An 18,466-nucleotide genomic window follows, 5' to 3' on the forward strand; every position below is an offset into this window, starting at 1 on the left:
TCGGGATCTCTGCAGTTGCCGGCCAGCGGCCGGCACTACCGGATAGCACCCGTGGTAGCGCCGGGCCATGCCTGGCGGACGCGGGATGGGCGATTACCGGAACACCACCGTTCGGTGCCCGTTGAGCAGGATGCGGTGCTCCACATGGCGGCGCACCGCGCGCGCCAGCACCAGCGATTCGGTATCGCTGCCCAGCCGCACCAGCTCGCGCGGCGCCATCGCGTGGTCCACGCGGGCCACGTCCTGTTCGATGATCGGGCCTTCGTCCAGATCCTCGGTGACGTAGTGCGCGGTGGCACCGATGATCTTGACCCCGCGCGCGTGCGCCTGGTGATACGGCTGCGCGCCCTTGAAGCTGGGCAGGAAGCTGTGGTGGATGTTGATCGCACGGCCGGCCAGCGCGCGGCACAGCGTGGGTGACAGGATCTGCATGTAGCGCGCCAGCACCACCAGGTCGATGCGCTCACGCTCGACCAGGTCGATGATCTGCTGCTCCTGCACCGCACGCGTATCGGCGGTCACCGGCAGGTGGTGGAACGGTACCTGGTAGGACGCGGCCAATGGCGCGAAGTCGGCGTGGTTGGACGCCACTGCCGCGATATCGACCTTCAGCTGGCCGCTGTGGGCACGGAACAGCAGGTCGTTGAGGCAGTGCCCCTGCTTGCTGACCAGCACCAGCAGGCGTGCCCGGCGGCGCCCATCATGCAGCTGCCAGTCCATGCCGAAGCCTTCGGCAAGTTTGGCCATCGCGGCATGCACGGTCTCCAGCGGCAGGCTGGCATCGCGGTCGAAATGCACGCGCAGGAAGAAGCGGCCACTTTCCTCGTCGCCGAACTGCTGGGCGTCGAGGATGTTGCAGCCGTGGTCGAACAGCAGGCCGGACACTCGGTAGACGATACCGGTACGGTCGGGGCAGGACAGGGTGAGGATGGAATCGGGGCGCATCTCCACAGTGTAGGGCAGCTTCCTGCCCAGCAGCCGGATGATCACCGATGCAACCGAACCGCTTGGTTCAGTCCCAAGCGATACTTGGCCATCACCGTGGCAAGCTGGTCGGTCATGAACCTGTTGCAACTGATCCGCAGCTTCACCCGCACCGCAGAGACCGGCAGCATTGCCGCCGCGGCCCGCATCCTTGGCATCAGCGCCACCGCAGTCGGCCAGAACATCAACCGACTGGAAGCGCATCTGGGCGTACGGCTGCTGAACCGGAGTACGCGCCAGCTGGCCCTCAGCGAGGCCGGCGCGCTGTACCTGGCGCAGGTGCGCCACATCGAGGGCGACCTGGCGCGCGCGCAGGCGATGGTGACTGCCGGTGATATCGAACCGGCCGGTCCCCTGCGCATCGCCAGCAGCAGCGCCTTCGGCCGCCACGTGCTGGCACCGTTGCTGCCGTCACTGCAGCAGCGCTACCCGCAACTGCAGCTGGAGCTGCGCCTGACCGACCGCGCCGTGCAGCATGGTCCAGAGGCGGTGGATGCCAGCATCCGCATCGGCGCGCAGCTGGAGGACGGTGTGGTCGCACGGCAGCTGGCGCGCGTGCCATTCGTGTTCTGCGCCTCACCAACCTACCTGAAGACCCATGGCACGCCGCAGGAACCCTCGGACCTGGGCAGCCATCGCGGGCTGCTGCACCGCTTCCCCACCGATGGCCGGCCGCTGCGCTGGGGCCTGCTGAAGGACGGCCAGCGCGTGGACGCCGCGCTGCCGCCGAGCATGGTCTGCGATGACATCGATGCGCTGGCGTCGCTGGCGGCGGCCGGTGCCGGCCTCACACGATTGGCTGCGTTCGTGGCCGAGCCCTACCTGCGCGACGGCCGCCTGCAGGCGGTGTTCGGCGCCGACACGGCGTGGCGCCCGGAGCCAATGGAGGTCTATTTCTGCGTCAGCGACCGCCGCGACTTCACCGCCAAGATCCGCGCGCTGTTCGAGCATCTGCAGGCCGGCATGGCGCCGGCCTGGCGGGTGTGAGCCTCAGCGCGCCTTGAACACGCCACGCGCATCGCGCGGCTCGCAGCGCAGGTACTGCGGCGCCGGCTCCACGCTGTCGCGCAATGCGGCAGCAGCGTGCCACGGCCAGCGCGGGTCGTAGAGGATGCCGCGTGCCAGCGCTACCGCATCGGCGTGGCGATGGCGCAGGATCGATTCGGCTTGCTCGGGCTCGGTGATCATGCCCACCGCGATCACCGGCATGCGTACCTTGGCCTTGATCGCCGCGGCGAACGGCACCTGGTAGCCGGGACCGACGGTGATCTTCTGGCGTTCGTCCAGGCCACCGCTGGAGACATGCAGGAAATTGCAGCCGCGCGCGTCCAGCACCTGGGCCAGCGCTTCGCTCTGCACCAGGTCCCAGCCACCCTCGACCCAGTCGCTGGCGGAAATGCGCACGCCCACGGCGATCTTGTCCGATACCGCCGCACGCACGGCGTCGAACACCTCCACCAACAGGCGCAGGCGGTTCGGCAGCGAGCCGCCATAGCCATCGGTGCGGTGGTTGCTCAGCGGCGACAGGAACTGGTGCAGCAGGTAGCCGTGCGCGGCATGCAGCTCGATCAGCTCGAAGCCCAGGCGCTCGGCCCGCACCGCACTGGCGGCGAAAGCGGCGATGAGCTCGGCGATGCCGGCCTCGTCCAGTTCCTGCGGTGCCGGATCGGCGGCATGGAACGGCAGCGGCGACGGCGCCACCGTGGCCCAGCCACGCGCATCATCGGCCGGCAGCTGGCCGCCGCCGTCCCACGGGCGCTTCACCGAGGCCTTGCGACCGGCGTGGCCGAGCTGGATGCCCAGCGGCATCGGCGACCAGCGGCGGACGCTGGCCAACACCTGTGCCAACGCGGCCTCGGTGCCGTCATCCCACAGGCCGAGGTCGGCCCAGCTGATGCGGCCGCGCGGCTCGACCGCAGTGGCTTCCAGGATCAGCAGGCCGGCGCCGGACTGCGCCAGGTTGCCCAGGTGCATGGCGTGCCAGTCGCTGGCGCGACCGTCTTCGGCGGAGTACTGGCACATCGGCGCGATGACGATGCGGTTGGACAGGGTGAGGGGGCCGAACGAGATCGGCGAGAACAGCTGGCTCAAGACGGTGATGAACGACGTAGGGGGTGCGTATTGCACCGCTGCGCGGCTCGCGGATCAACCATCTGGATGGATCGCTGTTTCGCGTGACCCGCAGCAGCCGAGCGTGCGCCCGGCTCTACAGAAGCCCTCGCCCCTTGTAGAGCCGAGCCCGTGCTCGGCTCAGCGCGCAGCCCACGTGGCCAGCGCTTCAGCGCAGTCCCGCTCATCCTTGAACAACAGCAGGTCGTCGGCTCGGGTGCGGCCGCGGTTCAGCGCCACCACCGGCAACCCTGCCTTCGCGGCCGCCTGCACGAAGCGGAAGCCGGAATAGACCATCAGCGACGAGCCCACCACCAGCACGGCGTCGGCCTGCTGCAGGTGATCGTGCACCGCCGCCACCCGTTCACGCGGCACGTTCTCGCCGAAGAACACCACATCCGGCTTCAGCAGGCCGCCGCAGTAAGGGCAATCGGGCACCACGAACGTGGAGAAATCGGTCTCCAGATCGGCATCGCCATCGGGCGCGATACCGGCCTCCAGCGCATCCCAGCCCGGATTGGCGTCCAGCAGCCGCTGCTGGAAATCCTCGCGGCCACTGCGGCGCTCACAGCCCATGCAGCGCACCCGGTCCAGGCGGCCATGCAGGTCGATCACCTTGTGGCTGCCGGCACGCTGGTGCAGGCCGTCCACGTTCTGGGTCAGCAGCACCTGCAGCGTGCCGCGCGCTTCCAGGGCGGCCAGGGCCTGGTGGGTGCCGTTGGGCCGGGCCAGGCCGAAGCGCGGCCAGCCCAGCAGGCTGCGTGCCCAGTAGCGCTGGCGGGTACCCGCTTCGCCCATGAACGCCTGGTAGGTCACCGGCGGCGTGCGTTTCCACTGGCCGTCGGTATCGCGGTAATCGGGGATGCCCGAGGCGGTGCTGCAACCGGCGCCGGTCAGCACGAACAGGCGCTGGGCGCGGTCGATGAAGTCGGTCAGCGGCGAGGTCATGGCTGCCAGATGGGGGCGCCGCAGCGCCCGTGCAAGCGCCGGCTCAGGCGGCCGGCAGCGGCGGCACCGCGATCGGGTGGCCGTCCTCGTCCAGCGCGATCATCACGAAGTGGCCGCGGGTACACAGCTTGCGCTCACCGCTGTGCAGGTCCTCGGCGACCAGTTCGACCTCGACCTTCATCGAGCTGCGCCCGACTTCGACGATGCGGCCGATGGTTTCCACCATCTGGCCGATGCGGATCGGCAGCTTGAAGTCGACCTGGTCGCTGCGCGCGGTCACCACGGTGCGGCGCGAATAGCGGGCGGCGGCCAGGAAGGCGGCCTTGTCCATCCACGCCAATGCCTGGCCACCGAACAGGGTGCCGAGGTGGTTGGTGTGGTTGGGGAAGACGATTTCGGCCATGCGCACTTCAGTGGGCGGCACGATCTCGGGGATCGGGGTCATGGGGGTGCTTCGGTGTGGGGGTCCGGTAATTTTAAGCCAGGCCCCGTGCAGGCGGCGCTACACTGCGCCACGCCCACTGCCAGGACCGCCCATGCCCGCACTTTCCGACCTGCTGGCCTTCGCGCTGGTTTCCCTGGCCATGGTGCTCACACCCGGGCCGAACATGATCTACGTCATCTCGCGCTCGATCTGCCAAGGGCCGCTCGCCGGGCTGATCTCGCTGGCCGGGGTGGCGCTGGGCTTCGTGTTCTACATGCTGTGCGCGGCGCTGGGCATCACCGCCCTGCTGATGACCGTGCCGTTCGCCTATGAGGCGCTGCGCATCGGTGGCGCGCTGTACCTGCTCTACCTGGCGTGGCAGGCGCTGAAGCCCGGCGGCCGTTCGCCGTTCGCGGTGCGCGAGCTGCCGCAGGACAGCCCGCGCAGACTGTTCACGATGGGCTTGCTGACCAATCTGCTGAACCCGAAAGTGGCGGTGATGTACCTGTCGCTGCTGCCGCAGTTCCTGCATCCGGACAGCGAAGGCAGTGTGCTGATGCAGTCGATCGTGTTGGGCTGCACCCAGATCGTGGTCAGCGTCAGCGTGAACGGCCTGATCGCGCTGACCGCCGGCAGCATCGCCGGTTTCCTGGCCGCGCGCCCCACCTGGCAGAGGGTGCAGCGCTGGCTGATGGGCACGGTGCTGGCCGGGCTGGCGGTACGCATGGCGGTGGAAGGGCGGCGCTGATCGTAGAGTCGAGCCATGCTCGACTCTACAAAAGCCAGGCGCGCAACAAAAAACCCCGGCATTGGCCGGGGTCTTTCGTTGCGACAGGCCTGACCGGTTCGATCAGAAGTTCATGTCGAAGGCGACTTCGCCCTGCACGCCGACCTGGTAGGCCGAGACGCGGCGTTCGAAGAAGTTGGTCAGTTCCTGCACGTCCTGCAGTTCCATGAACGGCAGCGGGTTGCGCACGTTGTACTTCTTTTCCATGCCCAGCTTGGCGAAGTGCTGGTCGGCACAGTGCTGCAGGTACTGGCGCATGTCACGGGTCGAGATGCCGGCCACGCCGCCGGACAGCACGTCCTCGGCGAACTGCACTTCGCATTCAATGGCTTCGGCCAGCATGTCGTAGACCTGCTGCTTCATCTCTTCGTCGAACAGGTCCGGCTCTTCCTCGCGCACCACGCGCACCGACTCGAAGGCGAACTCCATGTGCGCGCTTTCGTCGCGGAACACCCAGTTGGTGCCCGAGGCCAGGCCTGGCAGCAGGCCGCGCGAACGGAAGTAGTACACGTAGGCGAACGCAGCGAAGAAGAACAGGCCTTCGATGCAGGCAGCGAAGCAGATCTGGTTGAGCAGGAACTGGCGGCGCTGTTCGCGGGTCTCGATGCGGGTCAGGTCCTGGATCGAGTCGATCCACTTGAAGCAGAAATCGGCCTTCTTCTTGATCGAGTCGATGTTCTCCACCGCCGAGAACGCCTTGGCGCGCTCTTCCGGGTCCGGCAGGTAGTTGTCGAGCAGGGTCAGGTAGAACTGCACGTGCAGCGCTTCTTCATACAACTGGCGCGACAGGTACATGCGCGCTTCCGGCGCATTGAGGTGCTGGTACAGGTTCAGCACCAGATTGTTGGACACGATCGAGTCGCCGGTGGCGAAGAACGCGACCAGGCGGTGGATCAGGTGGCGCTCGCCCGGCGACATCTTGCTGTGCAGGTCGGTGATGTCGATCTGGAAGTTGATCTCTTCCACCGTCCAGGTGTTCTTGATCGCATTCCGGTACATGTCATAGAACTGCGGGTAGCGCATCGGGCGCAGGGTCAGTTCAAAACCGGGATCGAGCAGCATCTGCTTGGGCTTGTCGGCCATGGGTGTTTCCTTGAATTCTCGGGTCAAAACGCCGGGCATGGCCCGGCGCTACCTTGGTGTTTCCGTGCTGCAGCCGAGCATGGCTCGGCTCTACAGGTGCGAGGTGTTCGAGTGCCGACCAACGGTCGGCACCCACCGCGCGGCGTGTTACTGGCAGGCCTCGCAGGCTTCCGGGTTTTCCAGCGAGCAGGCGATGGCTTCGTCCGGGCTGAACACCTTGGCCGGTGCGGCGGCACTCACCGTGGTCTTGGCGATCTTGGTGGCCGGGCGCGAACGCAGGTAGTAGGTGGTCTTGATGCCCTGCTTCCAGGCGTACATGTACATGGAGGACATCGCGCCGATGTTCGGGCTTTCCATGAACAGGTTGAGCGAGGCCGACTGGTCGATGAAGGCGCCACGCTCGGCGGCCATGTCGATCAGCGAACGCATCGGCAGTTCCCACGCGGTGCGGTAGACCTCGCGCAGCGTTTCCGGGATCTGCGCCACGCCGGCGATGGAGCCTTCGGCCAGCTTGATGGCATCGCGCATTTCCGGCGTCCACAGGCCCAGCTTCTTCAGCTCGTTGACCAGGTAGCGGTTGACCTGCAGGAAGTCACCGGACAGGGTCTCGCGCTTGAACAGGTTGGACACCTGCGGCTCGACGCACTCGTAGCAGCCGGCGATCGAGGCGATGGTCGCGGTCGGCGCGATCGCGATCATCAGCGAGTTGCGCAGGCCGTGTTCCTTGATGCGCTCACGCAGGGCATCCCAGCGCGCAGTGTCTTCCGGCACCACGTTCCAGGCATCGAACTGCAGTTCGCCGCTGGCGGCACGGGTGTCGTTGAACGACGGGTGCTTGCCGCGTTCCTGGGCCAGCTCGCAGGAGGTTTCCAGCGCGTGGAAGTAGATCGCTTCGGCGATCTTCTTCGACAGCGCGCGGGCTTCGGCGCTGTCGAACGGCAGGCGCTTGCGGAAGAACACATCCTGCAGGCCCATGCAGCCCAGGCCGACCGGACGCCAGCGCAGGTTGGCGCGGCGGGCGGTTTCGATCGGGTAGAAGTTCAGGTCGATGACGCGGTCGAGCTGGCGCACGGCCAGGCGCACGGTCTCGGCCAGCTTCTCGAAGTCGAACTCGTTGTGCTCGTCGAAGTGGTTGCCCAGGTTGATCGAACCCAGGTTGCACACTGCGGTTTCATCGTTGGAAGTGACTTCCAGGATTTCGGTGCACAGGTTGGACAGGTGGATCACGTTGCCCGGACGCAGGGTCTGGTTGCTGGCGCGGTTGCACTTGTCCTTGAAGGTCATCCAGCCGTTGCCGGTCTCGGCCAGCGTACGCATCATGCGGGCGTACAGCTTGCGCGCGGAGATGGTGCGGTTGGCCTTGCCCTGGGCTTCGGCCTGCAGGTAGGCAGCCTCGAAGGCTTCGCCAAACAGGTCGGTGAACTCCGGCACGACGCGCGGATCGAACAGCGACCATTCCTGGTCGGCCTCGACGCGCTTCATGAACAGGTCCGGCACCCAGTTGGCCAGGTTCAGGTTGTGCGCACGGCGGGCTTCGTCACCGGTGTTGTCACGGAGTTCGAGGAAGTCCTCGATGTCGGCGTGCCAGGTTTCCAGGTACACGCAGGCTGCGCCCTTGCGCTTGCCGCCCTGGTTCACCGCGGCCACGGACGAATCCATGGTCTTCAGCCACGGCACGATGCCGTTGGAGTGGCCGTTGGTCGACTTGATCAGCGAACCGCGCGAACGCACGCGGGTGTAGCTGACGCCGATGCCGCCGGAGAACTTCGACAGCTGGGCGATGTCGCCGTACTTGGCATAGATCGACTCCAGCGAGTCCTGCGGCGAGTCCAGCAGGAAGCACGAGGACAGCTGCTCGTGGGTGGTGCCGGAGTTGAACAGGGTCGGGCTGGACGGCAGGTAGTCCAGATTGCCCATGCGCTTGTACAGCGCCAGGGTCTCGGACACGTCCTCGCTCAGCGCGCTGGCGATGCGCAGGAAGAACTGCTGCGGGGTCTCGATCACCTTGCGGGTGTGCGGATGGCGCAGCAGGTAACGGTCGTACAGGGTACGCAGGCCGAAGTAATCGAAGTTCAGGTCCAGCGCGCCGTCGATGGCGTCGTTGAGCTTGCGTGCATTGGTCTGCACGAAGTTCAGCAGGCGGTCGTTGATCAGGCCGACTTCATGGCCGCGGCTGACCGACTGCGAGAAGGCGTAGATTTCCTGGCCCGAGACTTCCTTGGCGATGTAGTTGGCCAGCAGGCGCGCAGCGAGGCGGCCGTACTCGGGCTCTTCACCGATCAGCAGGGCGGCGGTGCGGATGGACAGTTCGTCCAGTTCGCGGGTGGTGGCGCCGTTGTACAGGCCGGAAATGGTACGGGTGGCCACGCGCATCGGATCGACGGCGTGCAGGCCTTCGGAGGAACGCTGCACCGCGCGCACGATCTTGTTCAGGTCCACCAGCTCGGTGGTCCCGTTGCGCTTGGTCACACTCATCGCGTTGGCCGTCGGCGGCGACGTCAACAGGAACTCGCTTTCCTTCTCGATGGTGGCGCTGGATTCGGTGCTCACGGCGTATGTCCTCTTGGCGTGATTGGGGGTGCTCGATGCATCGGGGTGACGCAGCCCGGGACATGACGGCCCAGGATGGCAGGACGGCGTCGCAGGGGATGAGACCCTGCGCCTGCCACTGCCGTTGACGATCGCGGATGGGTGCTGCTGCCAACCCCCAGACCTGGGGTTGCTGCGACCGACGGCCACAAGATAGTGGGGGTAGTGGGGTCCGTCAACGCCAAATGTAGTGAAATTCGGCAATCCCTTGCGCCGCAAGGATCGTGCCGACGGCGCCCGGATCAGACGCTTCAGACCTGCCGGAACAGGCTGCGCAGTCAAGCCCGAAAGGCGTCACTGCGGTGGCACAACGCACCGCGGAAACGGAACAATGACAGCTTCACATGACAGTGATGAAGCTGGCTAGGGACAACCCTGTGGATAGGTGGTGGGCATCCGGTGGACGTCGGGATCACCCGCCGGGCAGCAACGCGAGGCCGCATGTGTCGGCCGGGCCGGATGAGCGGCCGTTGGGGAGCGCGGTTGCGCCCACCGATAGCCGCGCCGTGCTGTTGTAGAGCCGAGCCCACGCTCGGCTGCTTCTGAATGATGTGCCGAAAAGCAGCCGAGCGTGGGTCCGGCTCTACAAACGGCACTACCCTCACGCCCGGTGCGGGGTGCCCAGGTACTCGGCGCTCTGCATCTCGATCAGGCGCGAGGCGGTGCGCTCGAACGCGCCCTGCAGGCGCTGGCCGGTGTACAGCTCGACCGGCGAGGTGCTGGCGGTGCAGACCAGGTTGACGTGGCGGTCGTACAACTCGTCGATCAGGTTGACGAAGCGGCGCGCGGCATCCTCGTTCAGGCGATCGAAGGCCGGAATGCCGCCCAGCAGCACCGTGTTGAACTCGTGCGCGATCTCGATGTAGTCCGAGGGCCCGCGCGGGCCCTCGCACAGCGCGGCGAAATCGAACCAGGCGATGCTCTTGCCGCGGCCGCGGACCGGAATCTTGCGGCCCTCGATCTCGATGTTGCCGGGCCTGGCCGGTTGGCCGCCGCTCAGTTCGCTCCAGCGCGTGGCCAGCCAGTCGTCGCTGTCGGCGGCCAATGGCGCGCGGTACACCGGCGAGCGGGTCAGCGCGCGCATCCGGTAGTCCTCGGTGCCTTCGGCGTACAGCTCCACGCAGAAGCGCTGCAACAGGCCGATGGCCGGCAGGAAGCTCTCGCGCTGCAGGCCGTTGAGATACAGGTTCTCCACCGCGGTGTTGGAGGTGGTGACCAGGGTCACGCCCTCGGCGAACAGGCGCTCCAGCAGCCGCGCCAGCAGCATCGCATCACCGATGTCGGTGACGAAGAACTCGTCCAGCACCAGCACGCGCAGGTTGCTGCGCCACTCCTGGGCGATCTTCGCCAGCGGGTCGCTCTGCCCCTGGTGCTCGCGCAGACGCTCGTGGACGCTGCGCATGAAGCGATGGAAATGCGTGCGGTACTTCTGCTTGATCGGCAGCCCGTCGTAGAACAGGTCGACCAGGAAGGTCTTGCCGCGGCCGACGCCGCCCCAGAAGTACAGGCCCTTGACCGGCTCGGGCTTCTTCCAGAACGAGGACAGGCGGTCCAGCCAGCCGTCCTCGGCACTGTCCAGCAGGCCCAGGTGGATGCGGTCCAGCTCGGCCAGCGCTGCATGCTGGGTCGGGTCGTCCTGCCAGTCACCACGGGCGACCCCTTCCGCGTACCGCTGCGACGGGGTCAACTCGGTTGCACTCATGCCGCCGCGCCCAGCCAATGCTTCACGCCGTGGGTCAGCGCGCCGCGCAGGTCGATCAGCTTGCGGTGGAAGAAGTGGCTGGTCTCGGGCATGCGCACCAGCTCATGCGGGAACTCCAGCGTGTCCAGCCACTGGTAGACAGCCTGCGGGTCGACGATCTCGTCCTGCTCGCCCTGGATCACCAGCCAGCGCGCCGGCGGTACGATACCATCGAAATCCCAGCGACCAGCCGGCGGCGCGATCGAGATCAGCGCTTCCGGCTGCAGCGCGGAAGCCGCCTTCAGCGACACGAACGAACCGAAGCTGAAACCGGCCAGCCACAGGCGGTCGTGCGGGCGCTGGCTGCGCACCCAGGCGGCGACCGCCTTCAGGTCATCCTGCTCGCCCACGCCGCCATCGAAGGTACCGGCCGAAGCGCCGACGCTGCGGAAGTTGAAGCGCACCGTGGCGATGCCCAGCTCGCGCAGGGTGGTGGCGGTCATGGTGACCACCTTGTTGTGCAGGGTGCCGCCTTCGGTGGACAGCGGATGGCAGACAATGGCCACGATCGGCTGCACCGGCACATCGGCCTTGGGCAGGTCGACGACCACTTCCAGCGGGCCGGCCGGGCCATCCAGTTGGAGACAGGCGGTTTCGCCGGGGGCGACGGGGAACGAGGGCTTGTGCATGGCACCATGATACCGTCCCCCGCCCCTGCCCTGTGCCCGCCCCATGCTCTACCTGTCTTTGGCCGTGATCTGCAGCGTGCTGGTTTCGGTGGTGTTGAAGGTGGCTGGACGCCGCCAGCTGGATGTCGCGCAGATGGTCACCTGGAACTATCTGGTGGCGGCAACGCTCACCGCGGTGGTGCTGCAGCCGCCGCTGGATGCGCTGCGCGCGCCGCATGCGCCGTGGCTGTCATTGCTGGCGCTGGCGGTGGTGCTGCCCTCGATCTTCCTGGTGCTGGGCCGCGCAGTGGCGGTGGCCGGCATCGTGCGCAGCGATGTGGCGCAGCGCCTGTCGCTGCTGCTGTCACTGGCTGCCGCCTTCCTGTTCTTCGGCCAGAGCGCGACGCCGTGGAAGCTGGTCGGCCTGGCGCTGGGCCTGGTCGCCATGGCGGCGATCAGCCTGCGCCCGCGCGGCCCGGCGGTGGCGTCCTCGCCCGGCGGCTGGGGCTGGCTGCTGGGCGTATGGGGCGGGTTTGCGGTGGTGGACGTGCTGCTCAAGCAGGTGGCGCTGTCGGGCACGCCGTCGATGGCGGCGGTGCTGGCCAGCTTCAGCGTGGCCTTCGTGCTGATGCTGGCCCTGCAGCTGTGGCGGCATGTCAGTGGCCGCAGCCGGCTGTCCTGGCGCAACCTCGGCGCGGGTGCGCTGCTGGGCCTGCTCAATGGCAGCAACATCCTGTTCTATGTGCATGCGCACCAGTCGATGCCGGACAACCCGGCCACCGTGTTCGCCGGCATGAACATCGGCGTTGTGGTGCTGGGTGCACTGGTGGGCGTGTTCGTCTTCGGCGAGGCCACCACGAAGTGGAACCGCGCAGGTCTGGCGCTGGCGGTACTGGCGATCGGCTTGATCGCCTGGGGGTGAGCGTTGGTTGCGGCGGGCCATTTCCGCGCCCGCGATGGGATGTCACTTTTCTTTTCGCGCGAAAAGAAAAGTAACCAAAAGAAACGCGCCGCCAGCCGCGAGCCGGCGCTGTGCACCGGTACCCTGCGCTTCTCGGTGAACCAGGGGACGGCGCCGAACTCGCTGCGCTCAGACATCGGCGCCTCTTCGCCCCTGGTTCACCTGCGATGCTCGGCTCGCTTGAAGGCGGACTGGTAGATCAAAAGCAACGGCAGCATCCGTGCCGATCAAGGTCCCTCCCAGAGCAGATCCCCGGCGAACCCTATCTGTCGAAACCCAGCAGCAGCGGGTCGTGGTCGGAGCTGCGCCACGGGCCCTGCACGTTGCGGCCCTGGTAACCGCTGGCGTCCTGCTCGTCGGCGTTGCTGTGCCATTCGGCGGCACCGCGCAGGCGCTTGGCCATGCCCGGGCTGAGCAACGCGTGGTCAAGGCGGCCGGTGTAGCCGTTGTAGACGTAGCTGTAGGGATGCTCGACCTTGACGACCTTGAACGCGTCCTGCCAGCCCAGGTCGTGCAGGGTGCGGATCGGGTCTTCCATCGCGTAGGCGTTGAAATCGCCGAGCAGTACCGCGTCCTTTGTACCGGTACCGGTCGGATCCGTCTGCAGCCAGGCATGCAGCTGCTGCGCCGAGGTCACGCGGGTGGCGTTCCAGCAACCCTGGTTGTCGTTGCGGTCGGCGTCGGCGCCGCTTGCGTCGCGGCAGCCCTTCGACTTGAAGTGATTGGCCACCACCACGAACGGCGCGCCCTGCTTGCCCTGGAAGGCCTGAGCCAGCGGCACGCGGCTGTGCTCGACGAACGGGCCGCCGGTCAACGTGGCCGGCGTGCCGACCGGCTGCAGGCGTGAGCTGCGGTAGATGATGCCGACCCGGATCGGGTTGTCGCCGGGGCCGTTGCCGGCATCGACGAAGCGCCAGTCGCCCTGCGCGCCGCGGTCACGGTTGAGCGCATCGACCAGTTCGGCGATGGCCGACTGCGGTCCGTAGCCGTCGTTCTCCAGCTCCATCAGCGCGGCGACGTCGGCGCCCAGCGCGTTGACCGTGGCGACCAGCTTGGCCACCTGCGCTTTGTGCTCGTCCAGCGTGCGGGCGCCGCGCAGGGTGGGGAAGCCGCCGCCCTGGCCATCACCGTTGAAGAAGTTCTCCAGGTTGAAGGCGGCCACGTGCAGGCTGCCTGGCACCGTCGGCACCGCCGGACGCTTGAGTTCCGGCAGTTTCAGCACACCTTCGACCTGCAGGCGCGGATGGCCCTGCGCGTCCATGCGCACGATGCCCTGCACGTCGCGCAGCTGCATGCCGGTGCGCAGCACCGGGCTGCCCGGCAGGTACGCCACGCTGGCGGGGGCTCGGGCATCACTGCCATCTTCCAGCACCAGGCGGCGGCGCTGGTTGTCGGCCATCACCTGCTCATAGCCGGCTGTACCCGGCGCGGCCACTTCGGTCGGCTGCCAGAGGCGACCATCGAAGGCCACGGTGAGCTGGCCGAAGCGCTCCAGGCCGTCGCTACCGGCCAGGGTCAGCGGTGCGGCGATGCGCACGCGCTGGCCATCCAGCGCGCGCCAGTCGGCCGGCGCGGCGGTCAGCACCACGGTGGCGCTGCTGCGCGCGGCGGAGGGTGGCGCGACCGGTGCGGCCTGCGGCTGGGCCTGGGCAAAGGCGCTGGCCGGCAGCAGCAGGGACAGGGCAAGGGCGAGGGAACGGCGGCGCATCGACGGGCGATTCCTTGGAAGAGGGCGCACAGACTAACCCTGAAATGCGAAACCCCGCCTGCGCAGCGGGGGCATATGACGATCAGGCCTCGGTGGGCAAAGCCGGGGGATCGTAGAGCCGAGCCCATGCTCGGCTGCACCTGGCCACACCGCGCGCAGAGCAGCCGAGCGCGGGCTCGGCTCTACAGGAAGCGGCGCGTTGCGGCGGTTACTTCAGGTTGCCCAGCATCCAGTCCACGGTGGCATGGATCTGTTCTTCGGTCAGGGCCGGGTTGCCGCCCTTGGGCGGCATGATGCCGCCGTCGGGGCCGGTATAACCCTCGATGGCGTGCTTGTAGAGGGTGTCCTTGCCCTGTGCGATGCGCTTGTCCCAGTGCGAATGGTCCAGCGTCGGTGCCATGCCCACGCCGGTGGTGTGGCAGGCGGTGCACAGGTTGTCGAAGATCACCTTGCCATCCTTGGTGCCGCCGTAGGCCACCTGCGACGCGGCCTTGGCCAGCGCGGCAGCCTTGGCAGCAGCCTGCGCGGCGGCGCCGGTGCTGCCGGCATAGACCGCGCCGGTGGGCGAGATGCGCTGTTCGGTGCGCTTGGCTGCGGTCGGCGACACCTCGGGCGGAATCCGGGTGTGGATGTAGGCGGCAAGGAGGATGAGGCCGAGGGTGATGGTCGCCAGCAGCGCGATCACCATGGAGAAGCGTTTCAGGAACTCCAGATCGTAATTCCGCACTCTTCGTTACCCCTGGCTGATAGTCGTTGGACCACGGCTGAGCGACTGCGTGATGGGCCGAGTATAGAACGCACTTTGCGTGCGACAACAGGCGTCACTGCTGATGCGGCGCAGCATGCGGCCGTGGCCGCATGCGGGTAGCGCCGGGCCGTGCCCGGCGAGCGCAAAGCGCGGCAACAACGGTCGAGGATGGCAACAGCCGCCGGGCATGGCCCGGCGCTACCGTTTTGCGGGGGCGCCGATCGCACGCAGGCAGAAGCTGCAGATCGCATCCACCAGCGCGTCTTCGTCGCGGTGCGCTTCGCGGCTGGGCGCGGTGGGGCCGACCATCGCTTCGGTGAAGGCACCGACCAGGCACGCGGCGGCCACATGCGCGTCCTGCACCGGCAGCTCGCCGGCCGCTACGCCCTCCTCCACCAGCCGCAGGAACACGTCGCCGAAGGCGCGACGGCCGCGCATGCGCTCGGCTTCCACGTCCGGGTCGACCGGTTCAACGATGAAGGCGTGCGCCAGCCCCGGCCCGGCCAGGGCACGGCGGACGAAGGCGGTGATCGCCAGCCGCAGCCGCTCGCTGGCCGCCTCCGGGCCACTGGCGATGCGCTCCATGATCGCGACCTCGTGGGCGACGGCGGCATTGAGGACTTCCACGAACAGCTCTGCCTTGGACGGGAAGTGGCGATAGATCAGGCCGGTGGACACCCCGGCCTGGGTCGCCACGGCCGTCACCGGGGCATTGCGCCAGCCGCCAGTGGCGACCAGCTCGCGGGTGGCCAGCAGGATCCGTTCACGGGCGCCCGCCAGGCGTTCTTCCATCAATGCAGAGCGTTTATAAGCCATGTTCTGATTCTAGTTTCAATTTTTGAATTCGTATTCACTTCTTACCCGAACCCCGCTACGCTGGGGCCATCGCCCGTGTGGGTGGCGGTCCTGCAGACCGCCCCCCACTCCCCCGCCGGGTGCGTCCATTCCTGCCATCCCGCCGTGGAGCCACCACAATGCACGTGCCATCCCTGAACTTCGATCTTGGCGAAGACATCGACCTGCTGCGCCAGAGCGTGGCCCATTTTGCCGCCGCCGAGGTCGCTCCGCTGGCCGCCGAGGCCGATGCCAGCAACCAGTTCCCGCTGGCGCTGTGGCCGAAGCTGGGCGAACAGGGGCTGCTGGGCCTCACCGTGGAAGAAGCATACGGCGGCACCGGCATGGGTTACCTGGCCCACGTGGTGGCGATGGAAGAGATCTCGCGCGCGTCCGGCGGCATCGGCCTGTCCTATGGCGCGCATTCCAACCTGTGCGTGAACCAGCTGCGCAAGAACGGCAACGAGGAACAGAAGCAGCGCTTCCTGCCCGACCTGTGCAGCGGCGCCAAGGTGGGCGCGCTGGCGATGAGCGAACCGGGCGCCGGTTCGGACGTGGTGTCGATGAAGCTGCGTGCGGACAAGCGCGGCGACCGCTACGTGCTCAACGGCAACAAGATGTGGATCACCAACGGCCCGGATGCCGACGTGCTGGTGGTCTACGCCAAGACCGACATGGAGGCCGGCGCCAAGGGCATCACCGCGTTCCTGGTCGAGAAGGGCATGAAGGGCTTTTCCACTGCGCAGAAGCTGGACAAGCTGGGCATGCGCTCTTCGCCCACCTGCGAGCTGGTGTTCCAGGATTGCGAGATTCCTGAAGAGAACGTGCTGGGCCAGGTTGGCGGTGGCGTGCGCGTGCTGATGTCCGGCCTGGACTACGAGCGCGTGGTGCTGTCCGGTGGCCCGCTGGGCCTGATGGCTGCGGCGATGGACGTGGTGATGCCGTACGTGCACGAGCGCCACCAGTTCGGCGAGCCGATCGGCAGCTTCCAGCTGATCCAGGCCAAGATCGCCGACATGTACGTGGGCCTGGGTGCCTGCCGCGCGTATGTCTATGCCGTGGCACGTGCCTGCGACCAGGGCCGCACCACCCGCCAGGACGCCGCCGGTGCCATCCTGTACGCCGCCGAGAAGGCCACCTGGCTGACCGGCCAGGCGATCCAGATCCTCGGCGGCAACGGCTACATCAACGAATACCCGACCGGCCGCTTGTGGCGCGATGCCAAGCTGTATGAGATCGGCGCCGGCACGTCCGAGATCCGCCGCATGCTGATCGGCCGCGAACTGTTCCAGCGCACCCTGTAAGGCCACTGCGATGACCGTATTGAGCACCCAGCTGCAACCGGGCAGCGAAACGTTTGAAAGCAACCGCGCGGCCATGCAAGCCGTGGTCGACGACCTGCATGCCACCCTCGCCCGCACCGCGCTGGGTGGCAGCGAAGCCGCACGCGCCAAGCACACCGCGCGCGGCAAGCTGCTGGTGCGTGACCGCATCGACGCGCTGCTCGACCCCGGCAGCGCCTTCCTGGAAATCGCGCCGCTGGCTGCGCACGGCATGTACGAAGACGCCGTGCCGGCCGCTGGCGTAGTGGCCGGCATCGGCCGCGTCAGTGGCGTGGAATGCGTGATCGTGGCCAACGATGCCACGGTCAAGGGCGGCACCTACTACCCGATGACGGTGAAGAAGCACCTGCGCGCGCAGGAGATCGCCGAGCAGAACCACCTGCCGTGCATCTACCTGGTCGATTCCGGTGGTGCGTTCCTGCCACTGCAGGACGAAGTCTTTCCCGACCGTGACCATTTCGGCCGCATCTTCTACAACCAGGCCAACCTGTCGGCGCAGGGCATTCCGCAGATCGCCTGCGTGATGGGCAGCTGCACCGCTGGTGGTGCCTATGTGCCAGCGATGAGCGACGAGACGGTGATCGTGCGCGAGCAGGGCACGATCTTCCTTGGCGGCCCGCCGCTGGTGAAGGCGGCCACCGGCGAAGTGGTGACGGCCGAGGAACTGGGCGGCGCCGATGTGCACACGCGCATCTCCGGCGTGGCTGACCACATGGCCGACAACGATCTGCAGGCGCTGGCACGGGTGCGCGCGATCATCGCCCAGCTCAACTGGCGCAAGCCGGAACCGGCGATGGCGGTGCAGGCGCCCGAGGAACCGCTGCTGCCGGCACACGAACTGTACGGGGTGATCCCGGCCGATACGCGCAAGCCCTACGACGTACGCGAAGTGATCGCGCGGCTGGTCGATGGCTCACGCTTCGACGAATTCAAGCCGCGCTACGGCGCAACGCTGGTCACCGGCTTCGCCCATCTGAACGGCTACCCGATCGGCATCATCGCCAACAACGGCATCCTGTTCTCCGAGTCGGCACTGAAGGGCGCGCACTTCATCGAGCTGTGCACCCAGCGCAACATCCCGCTGGTGTTCCTGCAGAACATCACCGGCTTCATGGTCGGTCGAAAGTACGAACAGGGTGGTATCGCCAAGGACGGGGCCAAGCTGGTGATGGCGGTGGCCTGCGCCAAGGTACCCAAGTTCACCGTGGTGATCGGTGGCTCGTTCGGTGCCGGCAACTACGGCATGTGCGGCCGTGCATACTCGCCGAACTTCCTGTGGATGTGGCCGAACGCGCGCATCGGCGTGATGGGTGGCGAACAGGCCGCCAGCGTGCTGGCCACGGTCAAGCGCGATGGCATCGAGGCCAAGGGTGGCCAGTGGCCGGCAGCGGAGGAAGACGCGTTCAAGGCACCGATCCGCGACCAGTTCGAGCAGCAGGGCCACCCGTACTACGCCAGCGCGCGCCTGTGGGACGACGGCGTGATCGATCCGGCCGACACCCGCCGGGTGCTGGCGCTGGCGCTGTCGGCCAGCCTCAACGCCGCCCCGCAGCAGACGCGCTTCGGCGTGTTCCGCATGTAACCCGTGCCATGACCGAG

16 protein-coding genes are annotated in these 18,466 nt (G+C 67.3%); 5 read left to right on the forward strand and 11 right to left on the reverse strand.

What is annotated here, in order from left to right; genetic code table 11:
- Positions 1 to 93: 93 nt before the first annotated feature.
- Positions 94 to 945 (reverse strand): formyltetrahydrofolate deformylase, encoded by an 852-nt coding sequence (gene purU / locus HMPREF3114_RS05400; protein ID WP_049415819.1) that lies wholly within the window; start codon positions 943 to 945, stop codon positions 94 to 96.
- Between the two features lie 114 nt (positions 946 to 1,059).
- Here purU and HMPREF3114_RS05405 point away from each other — a divergent pair, with 114 nt between their 5' ends.
- Complete coding sequence (locus tag HMPREF3114_RS05405) at positions 1,060 to 1,971, forward strand: LysR family transcriptional regulator (RefSeq protein ID WP_053499298.1); 912 nt, start codon at positions 1,060 to 1,062, stop codon at positions 1,969 to 1,971.
- A 3-nt stretch (positions 1,972 to 1,974) separates the two neighbouring features.
- Here HMPREF3114_RS05405 and HMPREF3114_RS05410 read toward each other — a convergent pair whose 3' ends face one another.
- From HMPREF3114_RS05410 to HMPREF3114_RS05420, 3 genes are all read right to left on the reverse strand, one after another.
- The gene (locus HMPREF3114_RS05410) at positions 1,975 to 3,075 is read right to left on the reverse strand and encodes an NADH:flavin oxidoreductase/NADH oxidase (RefSeq protein ID WP_080375098.1); all 1,101 of its coding nucleotides are present in this window, start codon (positions 3,073 to 3,075) and stop codon (positions 1,975 to 1,977) included.
- Between the two features lie 159 nt (positions 3,076 to 3,234).
- Positions 3,235 to 4,041, reverse strand: a complete 807-nt coding sequence (locus HMPREF3114_RS05415; RefSeq protein ID WP_053499264.1) for an NAD-dependent protein deacetylase — start codon at positions 4,039 to 4,041, stop codon at positions 3,235 to 3,237.
- A gap of 43 nt (positions 4,042 to 4,084) precedes the next feature.
- Positions 4,085 to 4,486 carry an acyl-CoA thioesterase gene (locus tag HMPREF3114_RS05420; protein ID WP_053499266.1) on the reverse strand — a complete coding sequence of 134 codons (402 nt, stop codon included), beginning with the start codon at positions 4,484 to 4,486 and terminating at the stop codon, positions 4,085 to 4,087.
- Positions 4,487 to 4,577: 91 nt separating this feature from the next.
- Here HMPREF3114_RS05420 and HMPREF3114_RS05425 point away from each other — a divergent pair, with 91 nt between their 5' ends.
- The gene (locus tag HMPREF3114_RS05425) at positions 4,578 to 5,213 is read left to right on the forward strand and encodes a LysE family translocator (protein WP_053499268.1); all 636 of its coding nucleotides are present in this window, start codon (positions 4,578 to 4,580) and stop codon (positions 5,211 to 5,213) included.
- A 102-nt stretch (positions 5,214 to 5,315) separates the two neighbouring features.
- Here the strand turns inward: HMPREF3114_RS05425 and HMPREF3114_RS05430 are convergent, their stop codons facing one another.
- From HMPREF3114_RS05430 to HMPREF3114_RS05445, 4 genes are all read right to left on the reverse strand, one after another.
- A complete protein-coding gene (locus HMPREF3114_RS05430; protein ID WP_019661865.1) occupies positions 5,316 to 6,335 on the reverse strand; it encodes a ribonucleotide-diphosphate reductase subunit beta in 1,020 nt (339 codons plus the stop codon).
- Between the two features lie 147 nt (positions 6,336 to 6,482).
- A complete protein-coding gene (locus HMPREF3114_RS05435) occupies positions 6,483 to 8,885 on the reverse strand; it encodes a ribonucleoside-diphosphate reductase subunit alpha (protein WP_053499270.1) in 2,403 nt (800 codons plus the stop codon).
- Between the two features lie 640 nt (positions 8,886 to 9,525).
- Complete coding sequence (zapE, locus tag HMPREF3114_RS05440) at positions 9,526 to 10,626, reverse strand: cell division protein ZapE (protein WP_053499272.1); 1,101 nt, start codon at positions 10,624 to 10,626, stop codon at positions 9,526 to 9,528.
- On the reverse strand, positions 10,623 to 11,294 hold the full coding sequence (locus HMPREF3114_RS05445) for an alpha/beta hydrolase (protein WP_053499274.1): 672 nt from the start codon (positions 11,292 to 11,294) through the stop codon (positions 10,623 to 10,625). The genes zapE and HMPREF3114_RS05445 overlap by 4 nt, the downstream gene beginning before the upstream one ends.
- A gap of 43 nt (positions 11,295 to 11,337) precedes the next feature.
- Here HMPREF3114_RS05445 and HMPREF3114_RS05450 point away from each other — a divergent pair, with 43 nt between their 5' ends.
- Positions 11,338 to 12,195, forward strand: coding sequence for an EamA family transporter (locus HMPREF3114_RS05450; RefSeq protein ID WP_053499276.1), 858 nt, complete (start codon positions 11,338 to 11,340; stop codon positions 12,193 to 12,195).
- A 301-nt stretch (positions 12,196 to 12,496) separates the two neighbouring features.
- Here the strand turns inward: HMPREF3114_RS05450 and HMPREF3114_RS05455 are convergent, their stop codons facing one another.
- The 3 genes from HMPREF3114_RS05455 to HMPREF3114_RS05465 all read right to left on the reverse strand — a co-directional run bounded on the left by HMPREF3114_RS05455 (position 12,497) and on the right by HMPREF3114_RS05465 (position 15,506).
- Positions 12,497 to 13,942 carry an ExeM/NucH family extracellular endonuclease gene (locus HMPREF3114_RS05455; RefSeq protein WP_053499278.1) on the reverse strand — a complete coding sequence of 482 codons (1,446 nt, stop codon included), beginning with the start codon at positions 13,940 to 13,942 and terminating at the stop codon, positions 12,497 to 12,499.
- Between the two features lie 208 nt (positions 13,943 to 14,150).
- Positions 14,151 to 14,669, reverse strand: a complete 519-nt coding sequence (locus tag HMPREF3114_RS05460) for a c-type cytochrome (RefSeq protein WP_005407662.1) — start codon at positions 14,667 to 14,669, stop codon at positions 14,151 to 14,153.
- Between the two features lie 219 nt (positions 14,670 to 14,888).
- Positions 14,889 to 15,506: a TetR/AcrR family transcriptional regulator gene (locus HMPREF3114_RS05465; protein ID WP_053499280.1), complete on the reverse strand. Its 618-nt coding sequence runs from the start codon at positions 15,504 to 15,506 to the stop codon at positions 14,889 to 14,891.
- A 158-nt stretch (positions 15,507 to 15,664) separates the two neighbouring features.
- Here HMPREF3114_RS05465 and HMPREF3114_RS05470 point away from each other — a divergent pair, with 158 nt between their 5' ends.
- Both HMPREF3114_RS05470 and HMPREF3114_RS05475 read left to right on the forward strand, forming a co-directional pair.
- A complete protein-coding gene (locus HMPREF3114_RS05470) occupies positions 15,665 to 16,828 on the forward strand; it encodes an isovaleryl-CoA dehydrogenase (RefSeq protein ID WP_053499282.1) in 1,164 nt (387 codons plus the stop codon).
- A 10-nt stretch (positions 16,829 to 16,838) separates the two neighbouring features.
- Entirely contained in the window at positions 16,839 to 18,449 is a 1,611-nt protein-coding gene (locus HMPREF3114_RS05475; RefSeq protein WP_053499283.1) for a carboxyl transferase domain-containing protein, read from the forward strand.
- The last annotated feature ends 17 nt before the right edge of the window (positions 18,450 to 18,466 follow it).

Origin of the sequence: Stenotrophomonas sp. HMSC10F07, assembly GCF_001807895.1 — a bacterium.
Classification (GTDB): Bacteria; Pseudomonadota; Gammaproteobacteria; order Xanthomonadales; family Xanthomonadaceae; genus Stenotrophomonas; species Stenotrophomonas sepilia.

Coding starts and splice junctions, on each gene's coding strand:
- purU (WP_049415819.1), bottom strand. CDS start 945: ATGCGCCCCGATTCCATCCTCACCCTGTCCTGCCCCGACCGTACCGGT.
- HMPREF3114_RS05405 (WP_053499298.1), top strand. CDS start 1,060: ATGAACCTGTTGCAACTGATCCGCAGCTTCACCCGCACCGCAGAGACC.
- HMPREF3114_RS05415 (WP_053499264.1), bottom strand. CDS start 4,041: ATGACCTCGCCGCTGACCGACTTCATCGACCGCGCCCAGCGCCTGTTC.
- HMPREF3114_RS05420 (WP_053499266.1), bottom strand. CDS start 4,486: ATGACCCCGATCCCCGAGATCGTGCCGCCCACTGAAGTGCGCATGGCC.
- HMPREF3114_RS05425 (WP_053499268.1), top strand. CDS start 4,578: ATGCCCGCACTTTCCGACCTGCTGGCCTTCGCGCTGGTTTCCCTGGCC.
- HMPREF3114_RS05430 (WP_019661865.1), bottom strand. CDS start 6,335: ATGGCCGACAAGCCCAAGCAGATGCTGCTCGATCCCGGTTTTGAACTG.
- zapE (WP_053499272.1), bottom strand. CDS start 10,626: ATGAGTGCAACCGAGTTGACCCCGTCGCAGCGGTACGCGGAAGGGGTC.
- HMPREF3114_RS05445 (WP_053499274.1), bottom strand. CDS start 11,294: ATGCACAAGCCCTCGTTCCCCGTCGCCCCCGGCGAAACCGCCTGTCTC.
- HMPREF3114_RS05450 (WP_053499276.1), top strand. CDS start 11,338: ATGCTCTACCTGTCTTTGGCCGTGATCTGCAGCGTGCTGGTTTCGGTG.
- HMPREF3114_RS05455 (WP_053499278.1), bottom strand. CDS start 13,942: ATGCGCCGCCGTTCCCTCGCCCTTGCCCTGTCCCTGCTGCTGCCGGCC.
- HMPREF3114_RS05465 (WP_053499280.1), bottom strand. CDS start 15,506: ATGGCTTATAAACGCTCTGCATTGATGGAAGAACGCCTGGCGGGCGCC.
- HMPREF3114_RS05470 (WP_053499282.1), top strand. CDS start 15,665: ATGCACGTGCCATCCCTGAACTTCGATCTTGGCGAAGACATCGACCTG.
- HMPREF3114_RS05475 (WP_053499283.1), top strand. CDS start 16,839: ATGACCGTATTGAGCACCCAGCTGCAACCGGGCAGCGAAACGTTTGAA.